At 61.1% G+C, this 19451-nt stretch carries 19 protein-coding genes; 13 read left to right on the top strand and 6 right to left on the bottom strand.

Annotated elements, in window-relative coordinates; genetic code table 11:
- The first annotated feature begins 174 nt into the window (after window positions 1-174).
- Entirely contained in the window at window positions 175-306 is a 132-nt protein-coding gene (locus KVQ74_RS29410) for a hypothetical protein (protein ID WP_264083948.1), read from the top strand.
- Between the two features lie 7 nt (window positions 307-313).
- On the opposite strand, the gene KVQ74_RS14635 is transcribed toward KVQ74_RS29410, so the two are convergent.
- A complete protein-coding gene (locus KVQ74_RS14635; RefSeq protein WP_217831788.1) occupies window positions 314-817 on the bottom strand; it encodes a polysaccharide deacetylase in 504 nt (167 codons plus the stop codon).
- A 284-nt stretch (window positions 818-1101) separates the two neighbouring features.
- On the opposite strand from KVQ74_RS14635, the gene KVQ74_RS14630 reads away from it, so the two are divergent.
- Window positions 1102-1359 (top strand): hypothetical protein, encoded by a 258-nt coding sequence (locus KVQ74_RS14630; RefSeq protein ID WP_217831787.1) that lies wholly within the window; start codon window positions 1102-1104, stop codon window positions 1357-1359.
- 102 nt (window positions 1360-1461) lie between these two features.
- Complete coding sequence (locus KVQ74_RS14625) at window positions 1462-2589, top strand: hypothetical protein (protein WP_217831786.1); 1128 nt, start codon at window positions 1462-1464, stop codon at window positions 2587-2589.
- Between the two features lie 283 nt (window positions 2590-2872).
- Here KVQ74_RS14625 and KVQ74_RS14620 read toward each other — a convergent pair whose 3' ends face one another.
- The gene (locus tag KVQ74_RS14620; RefSeq protein WP_217831785.1) at window positions 2873-4414 is read right to left on the bottom strand and encodes a phosphoenolpyruvate carboxykinase; all 1542 of its coding nucleotides are present in this window, start codon (window positions 4412-4414) and stop codon (window positions 2873-2875) included.
- Window positions 4415-4595: 181 nt separating this feature from the next.
- On the bottom strand, window positions 4596-5498 hold the full coding sequence (gene hslO / locus KVQ74_RS14615) for an Hsp33 family molecular chaperone HslO (RefSeq protein ID WP_217831784.1): 903 nt from the start codon (window positions 5496-5498) through the stop codon (window positions 4596-4598).
- Window positions 5499-5602: 104 nt separating this feature from the next.
- Here hslO and KVQ74_RS14610 point away from each other — a divergent pair, with 104 nt between their 5' ends.
- Window positions 5603-6403 (top strand): phosphatase PAP2 family protein, encoded by an 801-nt coding sequence (locus KVQ74_RS14610; RefSeq protein WP_217831783.1) that lies wholly within the window; start codon window positions 5603-5605, stop codon window positions 6401-6403.
- A gap of 75 nt (window positions 6404-6478) precedes the next feature.
- Here the strand turns inward: KVQ74_RS14610 and KVQ74_RS14605 are convergent, their stop codons facing one another.
- On the bottom strand, window positions 6479-6886 hold the full coding sequence (locus KVQ74_RS14605) for an RNA-binding S4 domain-containing protein (protein ID WP_217831782.1): 408 nt from the start codon (window positions 6884-6886) through the stop codon (window positions 6479-6481).
- 217 nt (window positions 6887-7103) lie between these two features.
- Here KVQ74_RS14605 and rimB point away from each other — a divergent pair, with 217 nt between their 5' ends.
- On the top strand, window positions 7104-7583 hold the full coding sequence (gene rimB, locus KVQ74_RS14600; protein ID WP_065257793.1) for a retropepsin-like aspartic endopeptidase RimB: 480 nt from the start codon (window positions 7104-7106) through the stop codon (window positions 7581-7583).
- A complete protein-coding gene (gene rimK / locus KVQ74_RS14595; RefSeq protein WP_065257794.1) occupies window positions 7580-8485 on the top strand; it encodes a 30S ribosomal protein S6--L-glutamate ligase in 906 nt (301 codons plus the stop codon). The genes rimB and rimK overlap by 4 nt, the downstream gene beginning before the upstream one ends.
- A 65-nt stretch (window positions 8486-8550) precedes the next feature.
- On the opposite strand, the gene KVQ74_RS14590 is transcribed toward rimK, so the two are convergent.
- A complete protein-coding gene (locus KVQ74_RS14590; RefSeq protein WP_027922236.1) occupies window positions 8551-9864 on the bottom strand; it encodes an ATP-binding protein in 1314 nt (437 codons plus the stop codon).
- Window positions 9865-9969: 105 nt separating this feature from the next.
- Window positions 9970-10710 (bottom strand): osmolarity response regulator transcription factor OmpR, encoded by a 741-nt coding sequence (ompR, locus tag KVQ74_RS14585; protein WP_217831781.1) that lies wholly within the window; start codon window positions 10708-10710, stop codon window positions 9970-9972.
- A gap of 359 nt (window positions 10711-11069) precedes the next feature.
- Here ompR and KVQ74_RS14580 point away from each other — a divergent pair, with 359 nt between their 5' ends.
- The 7 genes from KVQ74_RS14580 to tauD all read left to right on the top strand — a co-directional run bounded on the left by KVQ74_RS14580 (window position 11070) and on the right by tauD (window position 19450).
- Window positions 11070-13394 carry a Tex family protein gene (locus tag KVQ74_RS14580; protein ID WP_217831780.1) on the top strand — a complete coding sequence of 775 codons (2325 nt, stop codon included), beginning with the start codon at window positions 11070-11072 and terminating at the stop codon, window positions 13392-13394.
- A complete protein-coding gene (locus KVQ74_RS14575; RefSeq protein WP_217831779.1) occupies window positions 13394-13777 on the top strand; it encodes a PaaI family thioesterase in 384 nt (127 codons plus the stop codon). The genes KVQ74_RS14580 and KVQ74_RS14575 overlap by 1 nt, the downstream gene beginning before the upstream one ends.
- A gap of 235 nt (window positions 13778-14012) precedes the next feature.
- Window positions 14013-15596 carry a glutamate--cysteine ligase gene (gene gshA / locus KVQ74_RS14570; protein ID WP_217831778.1) on the top strand — a complete coding sequence of 528 codons (1584 nt, stop codon included), beginning with the start codon at window positions 14013-14015 and terminating at the stop codon, window positions 15594-15596.
- A gap of 331 nt (window positions 15597-15927) precedes the next feature.
- A complete protein-coding gene (gene tauA, locus KVQ74_RS14565; RefSeq protein WP_217831777.1) occupies window positions 15928-16905 on the top strand; it encodes a taurine ABC transporter substrate-binding protein in 978 nt (325 codons plus the stop codon).
- 15 nt (window positions 16906-16920) lie between these two features.
- Window positions 16921-17715 (top strand): taurine ABC transporter ATP-binding subunit, encoded by a 795-nt coding sequence (gene tauB, locus KVQ74_RS14560; protein ID WP_217831776.1) that lies wholly within the window; start codon window positions 16921-16923, stop codon window positions 17713-17715.
- A complete protein-coding gene (gene tauC, locus KVQ74_RS14555) occupies window positions 17712-18551 on the top strand; it encodes a taurine ABC transporter permease TauC (protein WP_217831775.1) in 840 nt (279 codons plus the stop codon). Before tauB ends, tauC begins: the two co-directional genes overlap by 4 nt.
- 56 nt (window positions 18552-18607) lie before the next feature.
- Entirely contained in the window at window positions 18608-19450 is an 843-nt protein-coding gene (tauD, locus tag KVQ74_RS14550; RefSeq protein WP_217831774.1) for a taurine dioxygenase, read from the top strand.
- The last annotated feature ends 1 nt before the right edge of the window (window position 19451 follow it).

Raw genomic sequence — 19451 nt, 5'->3', positions numbered from 1 at the left:
GGGGTAAAACGATACCGGATGATACAGCGCCGTGTACGGCCCTACCGGGTCAAAAACGGAAACACTTTGTTCATCGCCACTCCATTGACCCAGCGCTAACGTGCCCCCGCTATCCACGAAACCAGCGTCGCACCAGGACGGTCGACGCGCGTGGACTCCCACCAAGGAATGAACATGTCAAACCGATTGAAACTGCCCTTCGCCCTCATCATTGCGTCGCTGCTGTCGGGCGGCTGCATGCAGGTTCCGGAAGACCTTCCACCGCTGTCAGTGGTGACGACGACAGACGCTACCGCCACGGGTTGACGGCAACCTACGGCTGCAACACTGCCACTCGCAATTGCTCGTTCAGTACCTGCTCATGCACGTCCAGGCTCTTGCTGGCCCACAGTGCATGGGCCGGGCTGATATCGCCCGTGAACCCCGCTGCCAACTGGCGCAGGTCGGCGACGCTGCGCACGCGCGGGCAAAACATTTGCTCGTCGCAGTTCCGGCTGGCGGTGCGATAGGTGTCGAGCAAGCGATCCCACAGACCGTCGCGCACTTGTCTGATCGACTTGAGTTGCACCTGCGCCACGCCCAGCCGTTGCTTGAGTCCCGGTTCGTCGAGCGACTCACTGGCCAGCAGGGCCTTGCCGAACATCAGCACTTCAGCGCGAGACGCTGTGTCGACGCTGGCCTGACTGGTCAGCGCATCAGGCCAACCGGTGCGATCGAGGTTGCCCAGCACCAGCGCATCGCCCCCATCGGCGGCTACCGTCAAACGGCAACCACTGGCCCACAGCAAAATGATCGAGGCCATTCGTAGCCACTGCATACCCAATTCCCTTTAAGCGCGTGTCGGACGCACGCAAGCGCCCTACGGATTCTGGCGCGCACCTTACAGCGCTTTGAGTAGAAGCGCCTGAGAATCCCGTAGGAATTTGCCTGCGTAGGGGTTTCGCCGTGAAAACGCCGGCAAACCGTGTAGGGCAAATGCCCGAGTGCCGGTAAAACCCCTACGAATTCTGTCGATTCCGGCTGTCTTGTCCCACCGTGTTTGGCCCTTCTATAGTGACCATCGCGGCTGAAAAGAGATTTTTTAAAGGACATGCCTGCCCCATGAATACCCGCTATCGCCCCCTCAAGAGCAGTGACAACGCGGTACTGGTCATCGACACCGACGCCAGCCACATCGACCTGCTCGACGCCGCCCAACAACGCATCCGCGCGGCCAGCGACTTGCTGGAAACTCTTTACTGCTTGTGTTTCAAACAGGCGGACGTCAAAGACATCCCGAGTATCGTCAATGCGCTTTATTTGCTGACGCAAGACGGCTGCGAACTACTTGAAACAGCGAAACAGCAAATAGCCAATTAAATTTAAAATAACAAAGCCAAAAATCCGGCAACAACTAACTGCTTTATTAAGCAAATAGTCAAAACTAGCCTGACTGCTCTTACATCAACCAAGAGCAATATCATGACCACCTTGACTATTTTCTTTTGCGGCACTGGCTCCACCAAGTTTGATACCAGCCACGCCAGCTATTGGGACGGCGAACTGGTTTCCACCCTCGCCTCGCACCACACCGGTCGCGAGTTCGCCGAATGGATCGTGGTTGACGGCCCCGGCACCAGCAATCTGCAGGCCGACGAGCTGTTCGCCAAATCCAAGGACTACGGCCTCAGCGGCACGCTGTTCGGCAAAGGCTGGGAGGAGAACGTGCTGCACGCGATGAACATCATTCGCGGCAAGTGCGACTGGCAACGCGAACAACTGACCGAAGCGGAATACAACCGCCTCAAAGCCGCCGGTATTCCCATCGAAGATGTGAAAGCCGAAGGCTCCTGGTTCTGGCGCAAGTACAACTACGGCGAACGCAGTATCACCCAACAGAAGTTACAGGAGCAGATCATTAAAACTTTCCGCAAGGACGGTGTTATTCCGACTCAGGTCAATCTGGTGGGCTGGAGTCGTGGCGGTATCAGTTGCCATATGTTGGCCAATGCCCTGTTCAATGACAGCGCGTTGAAAAACATTCCGGTAAATATCTTTGCGATAGATCCCGTACCCGGCATCGGCAACTTTCAAGAGCATCGTGTCCGGCTCAATGCCAACGTCAAGGAGTACGTCGGTTTCTATGCCCGGGACGAGCGTTCGAAAGGCTTCAGTTGCGTCATCCCACAAACCGCCACCGGCACACGTACCCATATCTTCCCGATGCCCGGCCGCCACGCCACCCTGGTCGGCAACGCCTCCGCCGACGGCGTCAGCGGCCCGACACTGCTGGCAGAACCCGGCCTGATGGTGCGCCACTTCGCCGAAACCTGTCTGCGACGCTGGGGCACCCCGCTGAGCAAAACCCTAAACCTGACCGACGCCGACCTGCGCAAACACGCCGACGCCCTGGTCAACGCCGCCGCGAAATACAAAGCCATGGAAAAATGCTCGTACACCTACTTCACCGAACTGGATCAGGGCGAACGCTACGTGTCGCTGGGCAGCAAAGGCGTCCCGTTCTCGACGGTGAAGGGCACGATCTACACCCCGGCGACCGGACTGACGACGAGCGTGCTGGATGTTGAGGGGTATCGGGTTATTCGTTGAAAACCGTGATTGATCTGTAGGAACGGACTGCATAGATCCGCATCCCGTTCCTACATGCAGCGACGCCTTGTCTTCTATCGGCGCTAGTTAGCTCAACTCTATAGTTGTGACTGTCGCTAACCAATCAGCGATTCAGGTTTGGTCACCTGAAAAACAGAGGTTTCAGCCTCCACTTGTCTTGCCGACTAATCCTCTCAGCCTTAAGTGCTATAACGGCGACTTCCTGTCGCCCACAAAAAAGCCGCCCTCAAGAGGCGGCTTTTTCATTCACCAGAACTAAGTCTTACAACTTAGGCCCGGCAGCCTTGATCGCGTCGCTCACTTCGAACTTCTTGAAGTTCTCGATGAACAGACCGGCCAGTGCTTTGGCGGCTTCGTCGTAGGCAGCCTTGTCAGCCCAGGTGTTGCGTGGGTTGAGCAGGTTGGTTTCGACGCCCGGTACGGTCAGTGGCACGTCCAGGTTGATGGTGTCCAGGTGTTCGGTTTCGGCACCGATCAGCGCACCGCTCTGGATCGCTGCGATCACCGCACGGGTGGTCGGGATGTTGAAGCGTTTGCCGACGCCGTAGCCACCGCCGGTCCAGCCGGTGTTGACCAGGTAGACCTTGGAGCCGAAGCCTTTGATGCGCTTGATCAGCAGTTCAGCGTATTCACCAGCCGGACGCGGGAAGAACGGCGCGCCGAAGCAGGTGGAGAAGGTCGACTTGATGCCGCTGCCCGAACCCATTTCAGTCGAGCCCACCAGTGCGGTGTAGCCGGACAGGAAGTGGTAGGCCGCCTGCTCGTTGTTCAGGATCGACACGGGCGGCAGTACGCCGGTCAGGTCGCAGGTCAGGAAGATTACCGCGTTCGGCTCGCCGCCCAGGTTCTTCTCGGAACGCTTGGCAACGTGCTCCAGCGGGTAGGCTGCGCGGCTGTTCTGGGTCAGGCTGACATCGGCGTAGTCGGCGTGCTTGGCGTCGTCGATGACGACGTTTTCCAGTACGGCGCCGTGCTTGATGGCTTTCCAGATCACCGGCTCGTTCTTCTCGGACAAGTCGATGCACTTGGCATAGCAACCGCCTTCGATGTTGAACACCACGCCTTCGCCCCAACCGTGTTCGTCGTCACCGATCAGGTAACGGCTTTCGTCGGCGGACAGGGTGGTCTTGCCGGTGCCCGACAGACCGAAGAACAGGGTCACGTCGCCTTCTTCACCGATGTTGGCTGCGCAGTGCATCGGCAGAACGTCGGCGGCTGGCAGCAGGAAGTTCTGCACGGAGAACATGGCTTTCTTCATTTCACCGGCGTAACGCATGCCGGCGATCAGCACTTTCTTCTGTGCGAAGTTGAGGATCACGCAACCATCGGAGTTGGTGCCGTCACGCTCTGGGACGCACTCGAAGTTGGCCACGTTGAGCACTTGCCACTCTTCACGACCGGCCGGGTTGTACTGGGCCGGGTTGATGAACAGGCAACGACCGAACAGGTTCTGCCAGGCAGTCTGGGTGGTCATTTTCACGGCCAGGTAGTGATCCGCCGCCGCGCCTACATGCACGTGGGAAACGAAATGCTCTTGCGCGTTGTTGAAGGCTTCGACACGAGCCCACAGCGCGTCGAACTTGTCGGCCGGGAACTTGCGGTTGATCGGGCCCCAGGCGATAGAGGCCTGGGTGGAAGGCTCTTCAACGATGAAACGATCGACTGGCGAACGGCCGGTGCGATGACCGGTGCGAACAACCAGAGCGCCGGTATCGGCAAGCTCGCCCTCACCGCGGTTCAGGGCTTCTTTAACCAGATCATCAACACTCAGATCGGTGTACACGGCGTTATTGGCTTGCGTCATGAGGTTCCCCGTCGGCCAGTGGCCGAGTGTGCTCCAAACGTTTTGTAGTAGAAAGTCCCGCACTACTACCGCGAAAAAAGTGGGCCGGATTATGCCAGAAAAGCCCAAAAAGAGTAGGGTCCTCCCGTCGTAACGGCGTAATTCCGTCGTTGAGCAGTGAATTTACCTGCGCTGAACCGTTTTAGTGCCGGGTAACTGACGGCGTGTCGACGCCCGCGCCAGCGAACAATTGGGCGATATCGGCCGCATCGAACAGGTAGCGTTCGTTGCAGAACTGGCAATCGATCTCGACTTTTCCACCGTGCTCGGCCACCAGCGCCTGAGCGTCTTCCAGACCCAGACTGACCAGCGCATTACCCGAACGCTCCCGCGAGCAACTGCAACGGAAGCGCAATTTCTGCACGTCGAACAGACGTACCTGCTCTTCGTGGTAGAGGCGATGGAGCACGGTTTCGTTGTCCAGGCTCAGCAATTCATCGGCGGTCAGGGTGCTGCCCAGCGCAGTGATGTGCTGCCAGCTTGCGGCGCGTTCTTCTTCATCTTTCAGGCGATCGGCAGGCAGTTGCTGCAACAGCAAACCACGAGCGCGACGGCCGTCGGCGAAGAGCTTGAAGCGGGTGCCGACCTGCTGCGACATGACGAAATAGTTGGTGAAGCACTCGGACAGGTTCTCGCCGTCGAGGTCGACGATGCCCTGGTAGCGCTGGCCGGCGGTCGGATCGACCGTCAGGGCCAGCACGCCGTTCGGCATCAAGTCGCCGAGGGTTGCGTCGGGGGTGATCTGATCGGCGTGATAACGGGCCAGGCCACGGATCTCGCGCTCGCTGGAGCACTCGATCATCAGCAGCGGCACCGGGCCTTCGGAACGCGCCTGCAGAATCAGCAAGCCGTCGAACTTCAGGGTGCCGACCAGCAACGCAGCGGCGGCCATCAACTCGCCGAGCAACTGCGCGACCGGCTCCGGGTACGGGTGCTTGGCGAGGACTTCGGCGTAGCTGCGTTCCAGCGCCACGAGTTCGCCGCGAGTGTCGCTGTCATCGAAGATGAAGCGTTGGGTGTAATCGGTATCCGGGAAATCGGTCATAGGTCTGGGTATCTGAATTTGATGACAAAATGGTTACAAAGCATGAAAATTTGCGGTTCTTGGCACTCTTTTTGGTGCCGATGTTTAGCCATGGGAGGCATTTTATGAACAATCCGGGTTTGTTCCAATCAAGGTGGAACCTCGGCCGGCTGGTTCTCTGCAACGTGGTGCCATTGGCACTGCTGGCCTTCTGGTTATGGCCTACGGGCCAGATGCTGTGTGTGATTTTCGACGAGTGGCTGTTCCGCTCACTCAATGCGCCTCTGGCCAGCAACCCCATATGGCTCCACATCTGGGCAATTGCAAGTCTGCGCCCGTTCGACATCGTGGTCGGACTGATCCTGCTGACACTGCTGATCAAGGGTGACTGGGTCTTCAAGGCGATCGATGTACGCCGCGCCTTTTTCGGTTTTCTGTCGATCCTGCTGCTGATGGTGGTGATCCGCGCGCTGTTTTCCAAATTTGCCGACTACATGAACTGGCAGCACAGCAGCCCGTCGATGGTGCTCGAAGGTGCGGTGCATATCAGTGACTATTTCCCGCATCTGGAGAAAACCTGGGAGCTGAAAGACCGCTCGAGCCAGAGCTTCCCCGGCGATCACGCTTCGGTACTGTTGATCTGGGCGCTGTTCATGGGGGGTTTCAGCCGTACCCTGGGCCAGTTCCTCACGGTCTGGGGCCTGGCGTTGCTGTTCATGCTGCCGCGCCTGGTGGCCGGCGCGCACTGGGGTCAGGACGATTACATCGGCGGCATGCTGCTGGCGGTGTGGGCATTGGGCTGGGGTTACTACACGCCGTTTGCCTTTCACGCGGCGAATTTCTGGCTGAAGGCGTCCGCACCGATTTTCGGCTTGCTGGGCAAGTTTCCGCTGGTTTCGCGCATGAGTGTGGTGCGTAGCCTCTGATCCAGCGCTGCTTGCGGGCAAGCCAGTGGGCCTGCCCGCAAAAGCATTGGCACTGACAACGCAGAGACAACCGCTCTACTCGCCGCTGCTGTTCCCACGAAATTTAAACAGGTCCCGCCGCTGCTTCTTGCTCGGCTTGCCATCGGTGCTGACGCCCAATGCGCCCGCCTTGCGCATCGCCGCGGCTGCTTCGCGCTTGGTGATGCTGGCTTCAGTTTCTGCGTACAACGTCTGCGCTTCCGGCGCGCCACGACGCACGATCGACAAGGCTTCGACTCTCACCGTACGCACGTCGAAACCGGTACGAATCTCGAATTCATCGCCAACCCGTGGCTCTTTGCCAGGCTTGCAGCGTTCCCCTCGACAATGCACCTTGCCACTCTCGATCGCGGCTTTGGCCAATGCGCGTGTTTTATAAAAACGCGCAGCCCACAGCCATTTATCGAGACGGACCTTGTCGTCCTCTTCGCTTTTTTGTGCCATGGAATTTCCTCATTCTGAAATATTGGTGAACTGTACTACCGTTTCTGTCGTGCCATGAATTGCGCCGTCCCGGATTACAATGCGTGCATTCCGGCGCCAGCCTCAGAGGCGGGCCATCCGGGCTGTAGATATCGTTCGCCTTTTAACCATTATTCTGCGTGAATACCGCGAATCCGGCCTCGTGCGGGCTGAGCGGTTGCCACGGTTGAGCATTTTTTTGAAGACATTTGACCATTTGACCGTTGTCGGTCTGCGCGAGTGGGTGGCGCTTCCGGATCTGGGAGTCGCGGGCCTTCGGGCAAAAATCGACACCGGCGCCAGCACCTCCAGCCTCCACGCCACCGACATCGAGCCGTTCGAGCGCGATGGCGAGAAGTGGGTGCGTTTCACCGCGCACCTGGGCACCGTGGTGCAGTTGCGTCACCGGCGTTGCGAAGCACCGCTGGTCACGCGCAAAACCATCAAGAGTTCCAACGGCCAGGCCCAGGTGCGCTATGTGATCAGCACCACCCTGGCCCTCGGTGATCGGGTCTGGCCGGTCGAGTTCACCCTCGCCTGCCGCAAGTCCATGCGCTATCGCCTGCTGCTCGGCTCCAAAGCCCTGATCGATGGCCAGTTGGTGGTCAATCCGGGCATCAAATATGTACAAGACAAGCCGGTGTTCCCGGTATCTACCTCCTCCACAGGTGTTGCATGAAGATCGCTGTGCTGTCGCGCAATCCGCGTCTGTATTCCACCCGTCGTCTGGTCGAAGCCGGCACCGAACGCGGGCATGAAATGGTGGTGATCGACACCTTGCGCGCCTATATGAACATCGCCAGCCACAAGCCGCAGATCCACTACCGGGGCAAGCCGCTGGAGGGTTTCGATGCGGTGATTCCGCGGATCGGCGCGTCGGTGACGTTTTATGGCTGCGCGGTGTTGCGCCAGTTCGAAATGATGGGGGTTTTTCCGCTCAACGAATCGGTGGCCATCGCCCGCTCGCGGGACAAACTGCGTTCGCTGCAACTGCTGTCGCGCCGGGGTATCGGCCTGCCGGTGACCGGTTTCGCCCACTCGCCGGACGACATTCCCGACCTGATCGACATGGTCAACGGCGCGCCGCTGGTGATCAAGGTGCTGGAAGGCACCCAGGGCATCGGCGTGGTGCTGTGCGAAACCGCGACGGCGGCGGAGTCGGTGATCGAGGCGTTCATGGGCCTGAAGCAGAACATCATGGTTCAGGAATACATCAAGGAAGCGGGTGGCGCGGACATCCGCTGCTTCGTGGTCGGCGACAAGGTGATCGCGGCGATGAAACGCCAGGCCAAACCGGGTGAATTCCGCTCCAACCTGCACCGTGGCGGCAGCGCCAGCCTGATCAAGATCACCCCGGAAGAACGCATGACCGCGTTGCGCGCGGCCAAGGTGATGGGGCTGACGGTAGCGGGCGTGGATATCCTGCGCTCCAACCACGGGCCGCTGGTGATGGAGGTGAACTCGTCACCGGGCCTGGAAGGGATCGAGACCACCACCGGGAAGAATGTGGCGGGGATCATCATCGAACACCTTGAGAAGAATGGCGGCCCGAATATGACCCGGACCAAAGGCAAAGGCTAAGAGCCGCCTCACCCTGCCCCTCTCCCGCAGGGAGAGGGCGGGCGGCGCTCCGATGAGGGAGAGGGTTACACCGCATCCCGAGGAAGCATCAACCCAAGCGGCAATCTCACCCGCGCTTCCAGCCCACCGCCCGAGCGGTTACGCAACTCGACATTGCCGCCATGCATCGAAGCGATCCGCTTCACGATGGCCAGTCCCAGCCCGGTGCCCTTCCCGCCCCGGGCACGGTCGCCACGGGTGAACGGGTTGAAAATCGCCTCCAGTTCCGAAGGGTCGATCCCGGCGCCACGGTCCATCACGCTCAGCACCACATACGGCGCACTGGTATCACCGGACACATAAGCCGCCACCTCGACGCCGCTGCCCGCATGGTGCAAGGCGTTGCCGATCAGGTTGTTCAGCAGGCGTTTCATGGACACCCGACGCAGCGGAAACGGCTGGATCGGCTCCAGACGCAGGCGAACCTTTTCTTCGCTCTGGTTGTACGGCGCCGCGACTTCACGCACCAGATCGCTGAGGTCCACCTCTTCTACCGATTCATCACGACCGTCGCGAATGAACGCCAGGAACTGGTCGAGAATCGCGTCCATGTCCTCGATGTCGCGGACCATATCGTCGGTCAGGTCGGTGCGATCGCCCATCAGCTCCAGCGACAAGCGCAAGCGGGTCAGCGGTGTGCGCAGGTCGTGGGAAACCCCGGCAAGCATCAGTTCACGTTCCCGCCCGGCCTGCTCGACGTCCTCGGCCATCTGGTTGAACGCGCGGTAAACCTCGGTCATTTCACTGGGGGTGTCGCTGATCGGCAGACGCACGCTGCGGCCCTGGCCGAGTTGCCGTGCGGCGTACACCAGGCGTTTCAACGGTTGGTTGAGCTGGCTGACGAAGATCCACGCCGACGCGGTGGACAGCAGGCCAATGGCGAGGAACCAGCCGAGCACGTTCCAGATTTTCTGGCCGCGCAGCGGGTGCGGATACAGCGGCACTTTCAGCCAGCCATCGCCCAGGCTCGGGGCGCGAACCCACAGCGCCGGTGGCGAGTGCATGCGTAACCGGACTTCCGTATCGGCGCCCAGCTCCGCCTGCATCTGCCGCTGGTAGATCTCGCTGTACGGCCAGTGCTGTTCGCCTTCCGGCACGCCGGCACCGACCACCCGGATCAGGGTCGCGGCATCAGCGATCTTGGCGCGGTTTTCTTCATCGGCGGCCCAATAGGCACGCAGCGTCAGGGCGACGCCGTGGCTGTATTGGCGATCCACCAGCACGTCCTCGTTCATCAACAGATAAACCAGGGTCAGCGCCTTGGAAAACAGCACGACGATGAGCACCAGCCAGAGGGTGCGGGAGAAAAAACTTTGGGGGAACCAGACGGGGGTTTTCATGGATAACCGCTACACACTTGCAGGAGCGAGCAATGCTCGCATATTGCGGATTGCGAGTCTGGCATTGCGCAACGGCCAGCCAGACCCGCTCCTACAAATCACCAATTACTTGGTGGAGTTGCCATCCGGTACGAACACGTAGCCCACGCCCCAGACAGTCTGGATGTAGCGCGGTTTCGACGGATCAGGCTCGATCATCCGGCGCAGACGGGAAATCTGCACGTCGATGGAACGCTCCAGGGCATCCCACTCGCGGCCACGGGCCAGATTCATCAGCTTGTCGCGGGTCAGCGGCTGGCGAGCGTTCATCACCAGCGCCTTGAGTACCGCAAACTCGCCGGTGGTGAGCATGTGTACTTCGTCGCCGCGCTTCAGTTCACGGGTCGCCAGGGACAACACGTAATCACCGAAGGTGACGTTTTCGTCTTCGCTGCCCGGTGCGCCCGGCACCGGTGGGGCCTGACGACGCAGGACAGCCTTGACCCGAGCCATCAGCTCGTCCGGGTTGAACGGTTTGGCCAGGTAGTCGTCGGCACCCAGCTCCAGCCCCTTGATACGGCTCAGCTCGTCGCCCTTGGCGGTGAGCATGATGATCGGAATCTGGTTGTTCGCGCTGCGCAGACGACGGCAGGCGGTCAGGCCATCCTCGCCCGGCAGCATCAGGTCGAGGACGACCAGATTGAAGACTTCACGCGACAGCAGACGATCCATCTGCTCGGTGTTCGGTACGGCACGGGCACGATAGCCCTTGCTGACGAAAAAGCGTTCCAGCAGGCTGCTCAGCCCCGGATCGTCGTCAACGATGAGAATTTTTTCGCCTTCAGCAGTTTGTGCAGTGCTGCTCATTGGATGCTCCTTTTAGCTCGGCGCGCATTATGGCGTAGCTGCCGTTATACGCACCGTGTGCATTGTTAGCAGATTTTTCCTTCACTGCCAGAAAACAGGGGTTTGTGCCTACAGACTGTGTCGCCCCCGAATGACAGAACGCTGGTTATAATGCGCGGCGTTTTGTGTCAGGCAACGTCTGAATCGTTACCGCAGGTGGCCGCTTTTTCTTTTATGGCCCGCGCAGTAATTGTTCGATTTCACGGGTCAATGGGGTGCCTCTTGGCCCAGGCAGCGGCAATCATCAAGCCGCTCAACCAGACTCCGGGCCTTTATTTACGAGCCCGCGAGCCTGCTTTCACAATTTGTCAGGTGGTTTTATGGACAGCATCAACAGCCGCATCGCCGAGGAACTCGGCGTACGCCCGCAACAGGTCGAAGCGGCCGTCGCGCTACTCGATGAAGGCTCTACCGTTCCCTTCATCGCCCGTTACCGGAAAGAAGTGACCGGCAGCCTCGATGACACTCAGTTGCGTCATCTGGAAGAACGTCTGCGCTACCTGCGAGAACTCGACGAACGGCGTATCAGCATCCTCGCCAGCATCCAGGAGCAGGGCAAGCTCACGCCCGAGCTGGAGCGCGAAATCAAACTCGCCGACACCAAGACCCGCCTCGAAGACTTGTACCTGCCGTACAAGCAGAAGCGCCGCACCAAGGGCCAGATCGCCCTGGAAGCCGGCCTCGGCGAGCTGGCCGACGGTCTGTTCAACGACCCGAGCCTGGCCCCGGAAGCCGAAGCCGCGCGCTTCATCGACGCCGAAAAAGACGTGGCCGACGTCAAGGCCGCCCTCGAAGGCGCCAAATACATCCTCATGGAGCGCTTCGCCGAAGACGCCAACCTGCTGGATAAACTGCGCAACTACCTGAAACAGGAAGCCACGCTCAGCGCCCGCGTGATCGCCGGCAAGGAAGAAGAAGGCGCCAAGTTCCGCGATTACTTCGAACACGACGAACCGCTGAAAAGCATGCCGTCGCACCGCGCCCTGGCGATTTTCCGTGGCCGCAACGAAGGTATCCTCAGCTCCGCGCTGAAAGTCGGCGAAGAACTGCCGGGCACTCTGCACCCCTGCGAAGGCATGATCGGCCAGCACGTCGGCATCCAGAACCAGAACCGCGCCGCCGACAAATGGCTCGGCGAAGTGGTGCGCTGGACCTGGAAGGTCAAGCTCTACACCCACCTGGAAACCGACCTGCTCGGCGAGCTGCGTGACGGCGCCGAAACCGAGGCGATCAACGTTTTCGCCCACAACCTGCACGACCTGCTGCTGGCCGCTCCGGCCGGCCCGCGCGCGACCCTGGGCCTCGACCCGGGCCTGCGTACCGGCTGCAAGGTGGCCGTGGTCGACTCCACCGGCAAACTGCTGGATCACGCCACCGTTTACCCGCACGTGCCGCACAACAAGTGGGATCAGACCATCGCCATTCTGGCCGCCCTGTGCGCCAAGCATTCGGTCGACCTGATCGCCATCGGCAACGGCACCGCCAGCCGTGAAACCGACAAGCTGGCGATCGAACTGATCAAAAAATACCCAGCGTTGAAAATGACCAAGGTCATGGTCTCCGAGGCCGGCGCATCGGTGTATTCGGCATCGGAACTGGCGGCCAAGGAGTTCCCGGACCTGGACGTGTCGATCCGTGGCGCGGTGTCCATCGCCCGTCGCCTGCAGGATCCACTGGCGGAGTTGGTGAAGATCGATCCGAAATCCATCGGCGTCGGTCAGTACCAGCACGACGTCTCGCAGCTGAAACTGGCGCGCGGCCTGGATGCCGTGGTCGAGGACTGCGTGAACGCCGTGGGCGTGGACGTGAATACCGCATCGGTGGCGCTGCTGGCGCGGATCTCCGGCCTCAACGCGACCCTGGCACAGAACATCGTCACCCACCGCGACGAACACGGTGCGTTCAAGACCCGCGCCGCGTTGAAGAAAGTCGCGCGTCTGGGCGAAAAAACCTTCGAACAGGCGGCCGGCTTCCTGCGCGTGATGAACGGCGAGAACCCGCTGGATTCCTCGGCGGTCCACCCGGAAGCCTATCCGCTGGTGCAGCGCATCGCCGCCGAAACCGACCGCGACATTCGCTCGCTGATCGGTGACGCCGGGTTCCTCAAGCGTCTGGATCCGAAGAAATTCACCGACGAGACCTTCGGTCTGCCCACCGTCACCGACATCCTGCAAGAACTGGAAAAACCGGGTCGCGACCCGCGTCCGGAATTCAAGACCGCCGAGTTCCAGGAAGGCGTCGAGGACTTGAAGGACTTGCAACCGGGGATGATCCTCGAAGGCGTGGTGACCAACGTGACCGCGTTCGGCGCATTCGTCGACATCGGCGTGCATCAGGATGGTCTGGTACACATCTCGGCGCTGTCGGAGAAATTCATCAAGGATCCGCGCGAAGCGGTGAAGGCCGGCGACGTGGTGAAGGTCAAGGTCATGGAAGTCGACATTCCACGCAAACGCGTCGGCCTGTCGATGCGCATGAGCGACACGCCGGGCGAGAAAGTCGACGGTGCCCGTGGCTCGCGTCCGGGTTCGGCGCCGCGTCAGTCGTCGAACAACGCCCCGCGCAAGGAAACCGCGACCGCCGCTCCGGCGAACAACGCCATGGCTTCGCTGTTCGCCAACGCCAAGCAGTTGAAAAAACGTTGATGGACATTCCGGCCGGGCTCGTCGAGAGCGCGTTCTTCAAGCTGTTGGGCTGCCGCCTGCACAGCCTGGAAACCGGGGTGGCGCAAGTCGCCCTGGCGCTGGAACCGCAATTGCGCAATCGCGGCAACAAGCTGCATGGCGGCGCGCTGTTCAGTCTGGTGGACATCGCCATGGGGCTGGCCTGTTCCAGCACCCACGGCTTTGACCAGCAGAGCGCGACCATCGAATGCAAGATCAACTACATCCGCGCCGTCGAAGACGGCGAGGTGATGTGTACGGCGCGGGTGATTCACCCGGGCCGCCGCACGCTGGTGGTCGAGGCCGACGTGATGCAGGGCGACAAACTGGTCGCAAAAGCACAAGGCACGTTCGCTGTCCTGTAGATGTTGTTCATCATTTTGAGTTAATTTCGGCGCTGTGACCGCAGCGTCGGGATTTGCTGTGGGAGTCAACTCCCACAATTCGCCTGCGTCAGCCAGATTCAGGGACTGAAGTTGGCGTTTCAAATGGGGCTTTCATGGCCCGAAAACCAGGCGAAAACGCCAGTTTCAACTTCACCCTTGTAGACCGTCCTGCCCACCCCCATATTGGGGCGACTGACGCGTGAAGGAATCCAAATTGAGCGAACTTCTCAACCGCCGCCTGGCTCTGCTCGGTGAGCGCGCCAACCTCTCCCTGCTTGAGCAGTGCCTGCACGGCATCGAACGTGAATGCCTGCGCGTGACCGGCGAGGGTCGTCTGGCGCAAACGCCGCACCCGGAAAGCCTGGGTTCCGCACTGACCAACGAACAGATCACCACCGACTATTCCGAGTCGCTGCTGGAGTTCATCACCCCGGCCCTGCCCGACCCGGCCGATACGCTGGCGAGCCTGGACAAGATTCATCGCTTTGCCTACAGCAAGCTCGGCAGCGAATTCCTGTGGAGTCCGTCGATGCCGTGCCCGCTACCGGCCGAGGAAGACATCCCGATCGCCTACTACGGCACCTCCAACATCGGTCAGCTCAAGTACGTCTACCGCAAGGGCCTGGCCCTGCGTTACGGCAAGACCATGCAATGTATTGCCGGGATTCACTACAACTTCTCCCTGCCGGAAAAGCTCTGGCCGCTGCTCAAGCAGACCGAAGGCTTCGTCGGCACCGACCGCGACTTCCAGTCGTCGTCCTATATCGCGCTGATCCGCAATTTCCGTCGCTACAGCTGGCTGCTGATGTACCTGTTCGGTGCCTCGCCGGCGCTGGACGCGGGTTTCCTGCGCGGCCGCCCGCACCAGCTCGAACAACTGGACCCGGACACCCTGTACCTGCCGTACGCCACCAGCCTGCGCATGAGCGACCTCGGTTACCAGAGCAACGCCCAGGCCGGCCTGACGCCGTGCTACAACGACCTGGCAAGCTACACCGACAGCCTGCGCCAGGCCGTCGCCACGCCTTACGCGCCGTACGTAGAAGTCGGCACGCATCAGGATGGCGAGTGGGTGCAGCTCAACACCAACATCCTGCAGATCGAAAACGAGTACTACTCCAACATCCGCCCGAAACGCGTGACCTACACCGGCGAACGGCCGATCCAGGCCCTGATGGCCCGCGGCATCCAGTACGTCGAAGTACGTTGCCTGGACATCAACCCGTTCCTGCCGATGGGCATCGACGTCACCGAATCGCGCTTCCTCGATGCGTTCCTGCTGTACTGCGCGCTCAACGACAGCCCGCTGCTGACCAACACCAGTTGCGGCAACGCCACGTCGAACTTCCTCAGCGTGGTCAAGGAAGGTCGCCGTCCGGGCCTGCAATTGCAGCGCGACGGTCAACCGGTCGACCTCAAGCAATGGGCCGGCGAACTGCTGGAGCAGATCGCCCCGCTCGCCGCGCTGCTGGATCAGAGCCATGGCGGTGATGCCCACAGCAAGGCCCTCGATGCGCAACTGGCGAAAGTCAGCGACCCGTCCCTGACGCCATCGGCCCAGGTGCTGGCGGCAATGGCCGAACACAAGGAAAGCTTCGCCCAGTTCTCCCTGCGTCAGAGCAAGGCCCACGCGGAGTTCTTCCGCAGCGAGCCGCTGGCGGCTGATGAACAGGCGAAGTTCGAAGAACTGGCGCGCTCGTCGCTGGCACAACAGGCTGAGCTGGAGCAGAGCGAAGTGGGCGATTTCGACGTGTTTGTCGGGGCGTACCAGGCGAGCATTCTGGCGATCAGCAACTGATCGATAGGCTTTGGATCTTTCTCCCTTACCCTCTCCAAGAGGGAGAGGGGACTGACCGAGTTGTGGGTGCGAGGTGCGCCGACTTGAAATACCGAGCTGAACTCCAATTTTGAAAAGCCCTCGATCGGCCCCCTTCCCCCTCGCCCCCTTGGGGGAGAGGGTTGAGGTGAGGGGGAGAAGATCTCACGTCGAACGAAGAATCCGAAATATCCCCCTCGGCTTAGATTTTTCCGCTAATAAGCTCATTCTAAAAAGTTATTTATTTTTAGATTCTTAGATCATTTAGTCTCCTTTCACGCCGACGCTCGGTCGCCTGATATGGAGCTCTCCCATGAAACTGACATTCCCGCTTCGCCTGCTGGCCGTGGCCTCCCTGGCTGCCGCGAGCTTCCTGGCTCAGGCCGCCGACCTCACCGTCGCCTACCAGACCACCGTTGACCCGGCGAAAGTCGCCCAGGCCGACGGCGCCTATGAAAAAGCCACCAAGGCCGACATCAACTGGCGCAAATTCGATAACGGGGCCGACATCATTGCCGCCATCGCCTCCGGCGACGTGCAGATCGGCTACCTCGGTTCCAGCCCGCTGACCGCGGCGATCACCCGCAAAGTCCCGGTGGAAACCTTCCTCATCGCGACCCAGATCGGCGCTGCCGAAGCGCTGGTCGCACGCGACGGTTCCGGGATCAAGACGCCACAGGATCTGCTCGGCAAGAAAATCGCCGTGCCGTTCGTGTCCACCGGTCACTACAGCCTGCTCGCCGCACTGAAGCACTGGAACATCGATCCGTCGAAAGTCACCGTCCTCAACCTGGCTCCGCCCGCGATCATCGCCGCCTGGAAACGCGGTGACATCGACGCCACCTACGTCTGGGATCCGGCGCTGGGCGTGGCCAAGGAAAACGGCAAGGTGCTGATTACTTCCGGCGAACTGGCCAAGTTCGGTGCGCCGACCTTCGATGCCTGGATCGTGCGCAAGGACTTCGCCGAGAAACACCCGGAAATCGTCACCGCGTTCGCCAAGGTCACCCTCGACGCTTACGCCGAATACCGCAAGGACCCGCAAGCCTGGCTCGCCGACAAGGGCAACGTCGACAAACTGGTGAAACTGTCCGGCGCCAAGGCCAGCGATATTCCGCTGCTGCTGCAAGGCAACGTCTACCCGCTGGCGGCGGATCAGGTCACTGACCTCGGCGCGCCGACCACCAAAGCCATCACCGACACCGCCGCGTTCCTCAAGGAACAAGGCAAGGTCGAGGCGGTGCTGCCGGACTACGCGCCGTACGTCAGCGCCAAGTACATCACCAACTGATCGGGAGCGACTGCGATGGCCTTGCTACAGCTGGAGCGCATCAGCGCACAGTACCCCGGCAGCCCGGAACCGGTGTTGTCGGATATTTCCCTGAGCCTCGGTCCTCAGCAGTTGCTGGTGGCCCTCGGCCCGTCCGGCAGTGGCAAGACCTCGCTGTTGAACCTGATCGCCGGCTTCGTCGAACCCAGCGCCGGGCGCATCACCCTCGACAACGTGCCCGTCAAAGGCCCGAGCGCCGAACGCGGCGTGGTGTTCCAGGACGATGCCCTGCTGCCGTGGCAGGACGTCCTGGCCAACGTCGCCTTCGGCCTTGAGCTGGCCGGCGTCGCCAAGGACAAACGCGAACAGCGCGCCCGGGAAATGCTCGCGCTGGTCGATCTCTCGGGTTTCGAAAAGCGTCGCATCTGGCAGCTCTCCGGCGGACAGAAACAGCGCGTCGGCCTGGCTCGCGCCCTCGCCGCCGACCCACGGGTGTTGCTGATGGATGAACCGTTCGGCGCCCTCGATGCGTTCACCCGCGAACAGATGCAGGAGCTGTTGCTGCAAGTCTGGCAACGCACCGCCAAACCGGTGTTCCTGATTACCCACGACATTGAAGAAGCCGTGTTCCTCGCCACGGATCTGATTCTGCTGGCACCCAATCCGGGGCAGATCGTCGAACGCCTGCACCTGGACTTCGGCCAGCGTTACGCCGCCGGCGAATCGGCACGGGCGATCAAGTCCGACCCGCGTTTCATCGAAACCCGCGAACACGTGCTCGCCAAAGTGTTCTCGCAACGCAGCGCCGCCCAGCGGCAGGAGCGCGCATGAGCAGTTACGACGTTTCCGCAGCGGTGGTGAAATCCGCCGTGCCATCGGTGGCAATTCCTGTGCGCCGCCGCCTCAGCACCCGCTGGATCAGCGTGTTGACCTTGTTCGCCTTGTTGCTGGGCTGGTGGGCGGTCACCGCCACCAGCCTGATCGAGCCGCTGTTCCTGCCACCCCCTTCGGCCGTGCTGCAAAAAGGCTGGTTGCTGGCAACCAGCGGCTACATGGATTCGACCCTGTGGCAGCACTTGGGCGCGAGCCTGAGCCGCATCGGCCTGGGCCTCGGTTTTGCCATTCTCACCGCCGTGCCGGTGGGCATCGCCATCGGCGCCAACCGCATCGCCCGGGGAGTGCTCGACCCATTGATCGAGTTCTACCGGCCGATTCCGCCACTGGCCTATCTGCCATTGATCGTGATCTGGTGCGGCATCGGCGAGTTGTCGAAAGTGCTGCTGATCTACTTGGCGATTTTCGCCCCGATCGCGATTGCCACCGCCACCGGCGTGCGCACCGTCGACCCGGCCAAGTTGCGTGCCGCGCAGTCGCTGGGCGCCACTCGCGCACAGCTGATCCGCCATGTGATTTTGCCGAGTGCCCTGCCGGACATCCTCACTGGCGTGCGGATTGGTCTGGGGGTCGGCTGGTCGACGCTGGTCGCCGCCGAACTGATCGCGGCCACCAGCGGCCTGGGCTTCATGGTGCAGTCGGCCGCGCAGTTCCTGGTCACCGATGTGGTGGTGCTGGGGATTCTGGTCATCGCCCTGATCGCCTTCGCCATGGAAATGGGCCTGCGCGCCCTGCAACGCAAACTGGTGCCGTGGCACGGCCAGGCTCACTGATTTTTCTGCACTGACTACCCCGACAGTTCGGGGCCACGCAATTGACGAGAACCACCATGAGCAGCCTGAACATCGTCCCTTTAAGCTCGGCCCTCGGCGCGCAGATCAGCGGCGTCGACATCAGCCAGCCGCTGAACCTGGAACAACGTGACGCCATCGAACAGGCGTTGCTCGAATATCAGGTGCTGTTCTTCCGCAACCAGCCGATCGAGCCGGCGCAACAGGCGCGCTTCGCCCATTACTTCGGCGACCTGCACATTCATCCGATCTACCCGAACGTGCCGGAACAGCCGGAAGTGCTGATCCTCGACACCGCCGTCACCGACGTGCGCGACAACGCGATCTGGCACACCGACGTGACCTTCCTGCCGACCCCGGCCATGGGCGCGGTGCTCAGTGCCAAGCTCCTGCCCGAGTTCGGTGGCGATACGTTGTGGGCCAGCGGGATTGCTGCGTATGAAGCACTGTCGGCACCGATGAAAGCCCTGCTCGAAGGGCTGACCGCGACGCACGATTTCACCCGCTCGTTTCCGCTGGAACGCTACGGCAACACACCCGAAGCGCTGACGCAGTGGGAAGAGGCAAGACGCAAGAATCCACCGTTGTCGCACCCGGTCATTCGCACCCATCCGGTGAGCGGCCGGCGCGCGCTGTTCGTCAATGAAGGTTTCACCTCGAAGATCAATGAACTGTCGGAGACAGAGAGCGAGGCGATCCTGAAGTTTCTGTTCGCCCACGCCACCCGCCCGGAATTCACCATTCGCTGGCGCTGGCAGAAAGACGATATTGCGTTCTGGGACAACCGCGTGACCCAGCACTACGCAGTGGACGACTACCGCCCGGCGCGGCGGGTGATGCAGCGGGCGACGGTGTTGGGGGATGTGCCGTTTTTTCGCTGAA

Source organism: Pseudomonas botevensis (assembly GCF_019145475.1).
Taxonomy (GTDB): Bacteria; Pseudomonadota; Gammaproteobacteria; order Pseudomonadales; family Pseudomonadaceae; genus Aquipseudomonas; species Aquipseudomonas botevensis.
The sequence above is the reverse complement of the archived record's forward strand: the minus strand, read 5'-3'. Positions and strand labels throughout refer to the sequence as shown.

Excerpts from the sequence above, each read along its gene's own strand:
- KVQ74_RS29410 (WP_264083948.1), top strand. The coding sequence starts at position 175 with ATGTCAAACCGATTGAAACTGCCCTTCGCCCTCATCATTGCGTCGCTG.
- KVQ74_RS14635 (WP_217831788.1), bottom strand. The coding sequence starts at position 817 with ATGCAGTGGCTACGAATGGCCTCGATCATTTTGCTGTGGGCCAGTGGT.
- KVQ74_RS14630 (WP_217831787.1), top strand. The coding sequence starts at position 1,102 with ATGAATACCCGCTATCGCCCCCTCAAGAGCAGTGACAACGCGGTACTG.
- KVQ74_RS14625 (WP_217831786.1), top strand. The coding sequence starts at position 1,462 with ATGACCACCTTGACTATTTTCTTTTGCGGCACTGGCTCCACCAAGTTT.
- KVQ74_RS14620 (WP_217831785.1), bottom strand. The coding sequence starts at position 4,414 with ATGACGCAAGCCAATAACGCCGTGTACACCGATCTGAGTGTTGATGAT.
- hslO (WP_217831784.1), bottom strand. The coding sequence starts at position 5,498 with ATGACCGATTTCCCGGATACCGATTACACCCAACGCTTCATCTTCGAT.
- KVQ74_RS14610 (WP_217831783.1), top strand. The coding sequence starts at position 5,603 with ATGAACAATCCGGGTTTGTTCCAATCAAGGTGGAACCTCGGCCGGCTG.
- KVQ74_RS14605 (WP_217831782.1), bottom strand. The coding sequence starts at position 6,886 with ATGGCACAAAAAAGCGAAGAGGACGACAAGGTCCGTCTCGATAAATGG.
- rimK (WP_065257794.1), top strand. The coding sequence starts at position 7,580 with ATGAAGATCGCTGTGCTGTCGCGCAATCCGCGTCTGTATTCCACCCGT.
- KVQ74_RS14590 (WP_027922236.1), bottom strand. The coding sequence starts at position 9,864 with ATGAAAACCCCCGTCTGGTTCCCCCAAAGTTTTTTCTCCCGCACCCTC.
- ompR (WP_217831781.1), bottom strand. The coding sequence starts at position 10,710 with ATGAGCAGCACTGCACAAACTGCTGAAGGCGAAAAAATTCTCATCGTT.
- KVQ74_RS14580 (WP_217831780.1), top strand. The coding sequence starts at position 11,070 with ATGGACAGCATCAACAGCCGCATCGCCGAGGAACTCGGCGTACGCCCG.
- KVQ74_RS14575 (WP_217831779.1), top strand. The coding sequence starts at position 13,394 with ATGGACATTCCGGCCGGGCTCGTCGAGAGCGCGTTCTTCAAGCTGTTG.
- tauA (WP_217831777.1), top strand. The coding sequence starts at position 15,928 with ATGAAACTGACATTCCCGCTTCGCCTGCTGGCCGTGGCCTCCCTGGCT.
- tauB (WP_217831776.1), top strand. The coding sequence starts at position 16,921 with ATGGCCTTGCTACAGCTGGAGCGCATCAGCGCACAGTACCCCGGCAGC.
- tauC (WP_217831775.1), top strand. The coding sequence starts at position 17,712 with ATGAGCAGTTACGACGTTTCCGCAGCGGTGGTGAAATCCGCCGTGCCA.
- tauD (WP_217831774.1), top strand. The coding sequence starts at position 18,608 with ATGAGCAGCCTGAACATCGTCCCTTTAAGCTCGGCCCTCGGCGCGCAG.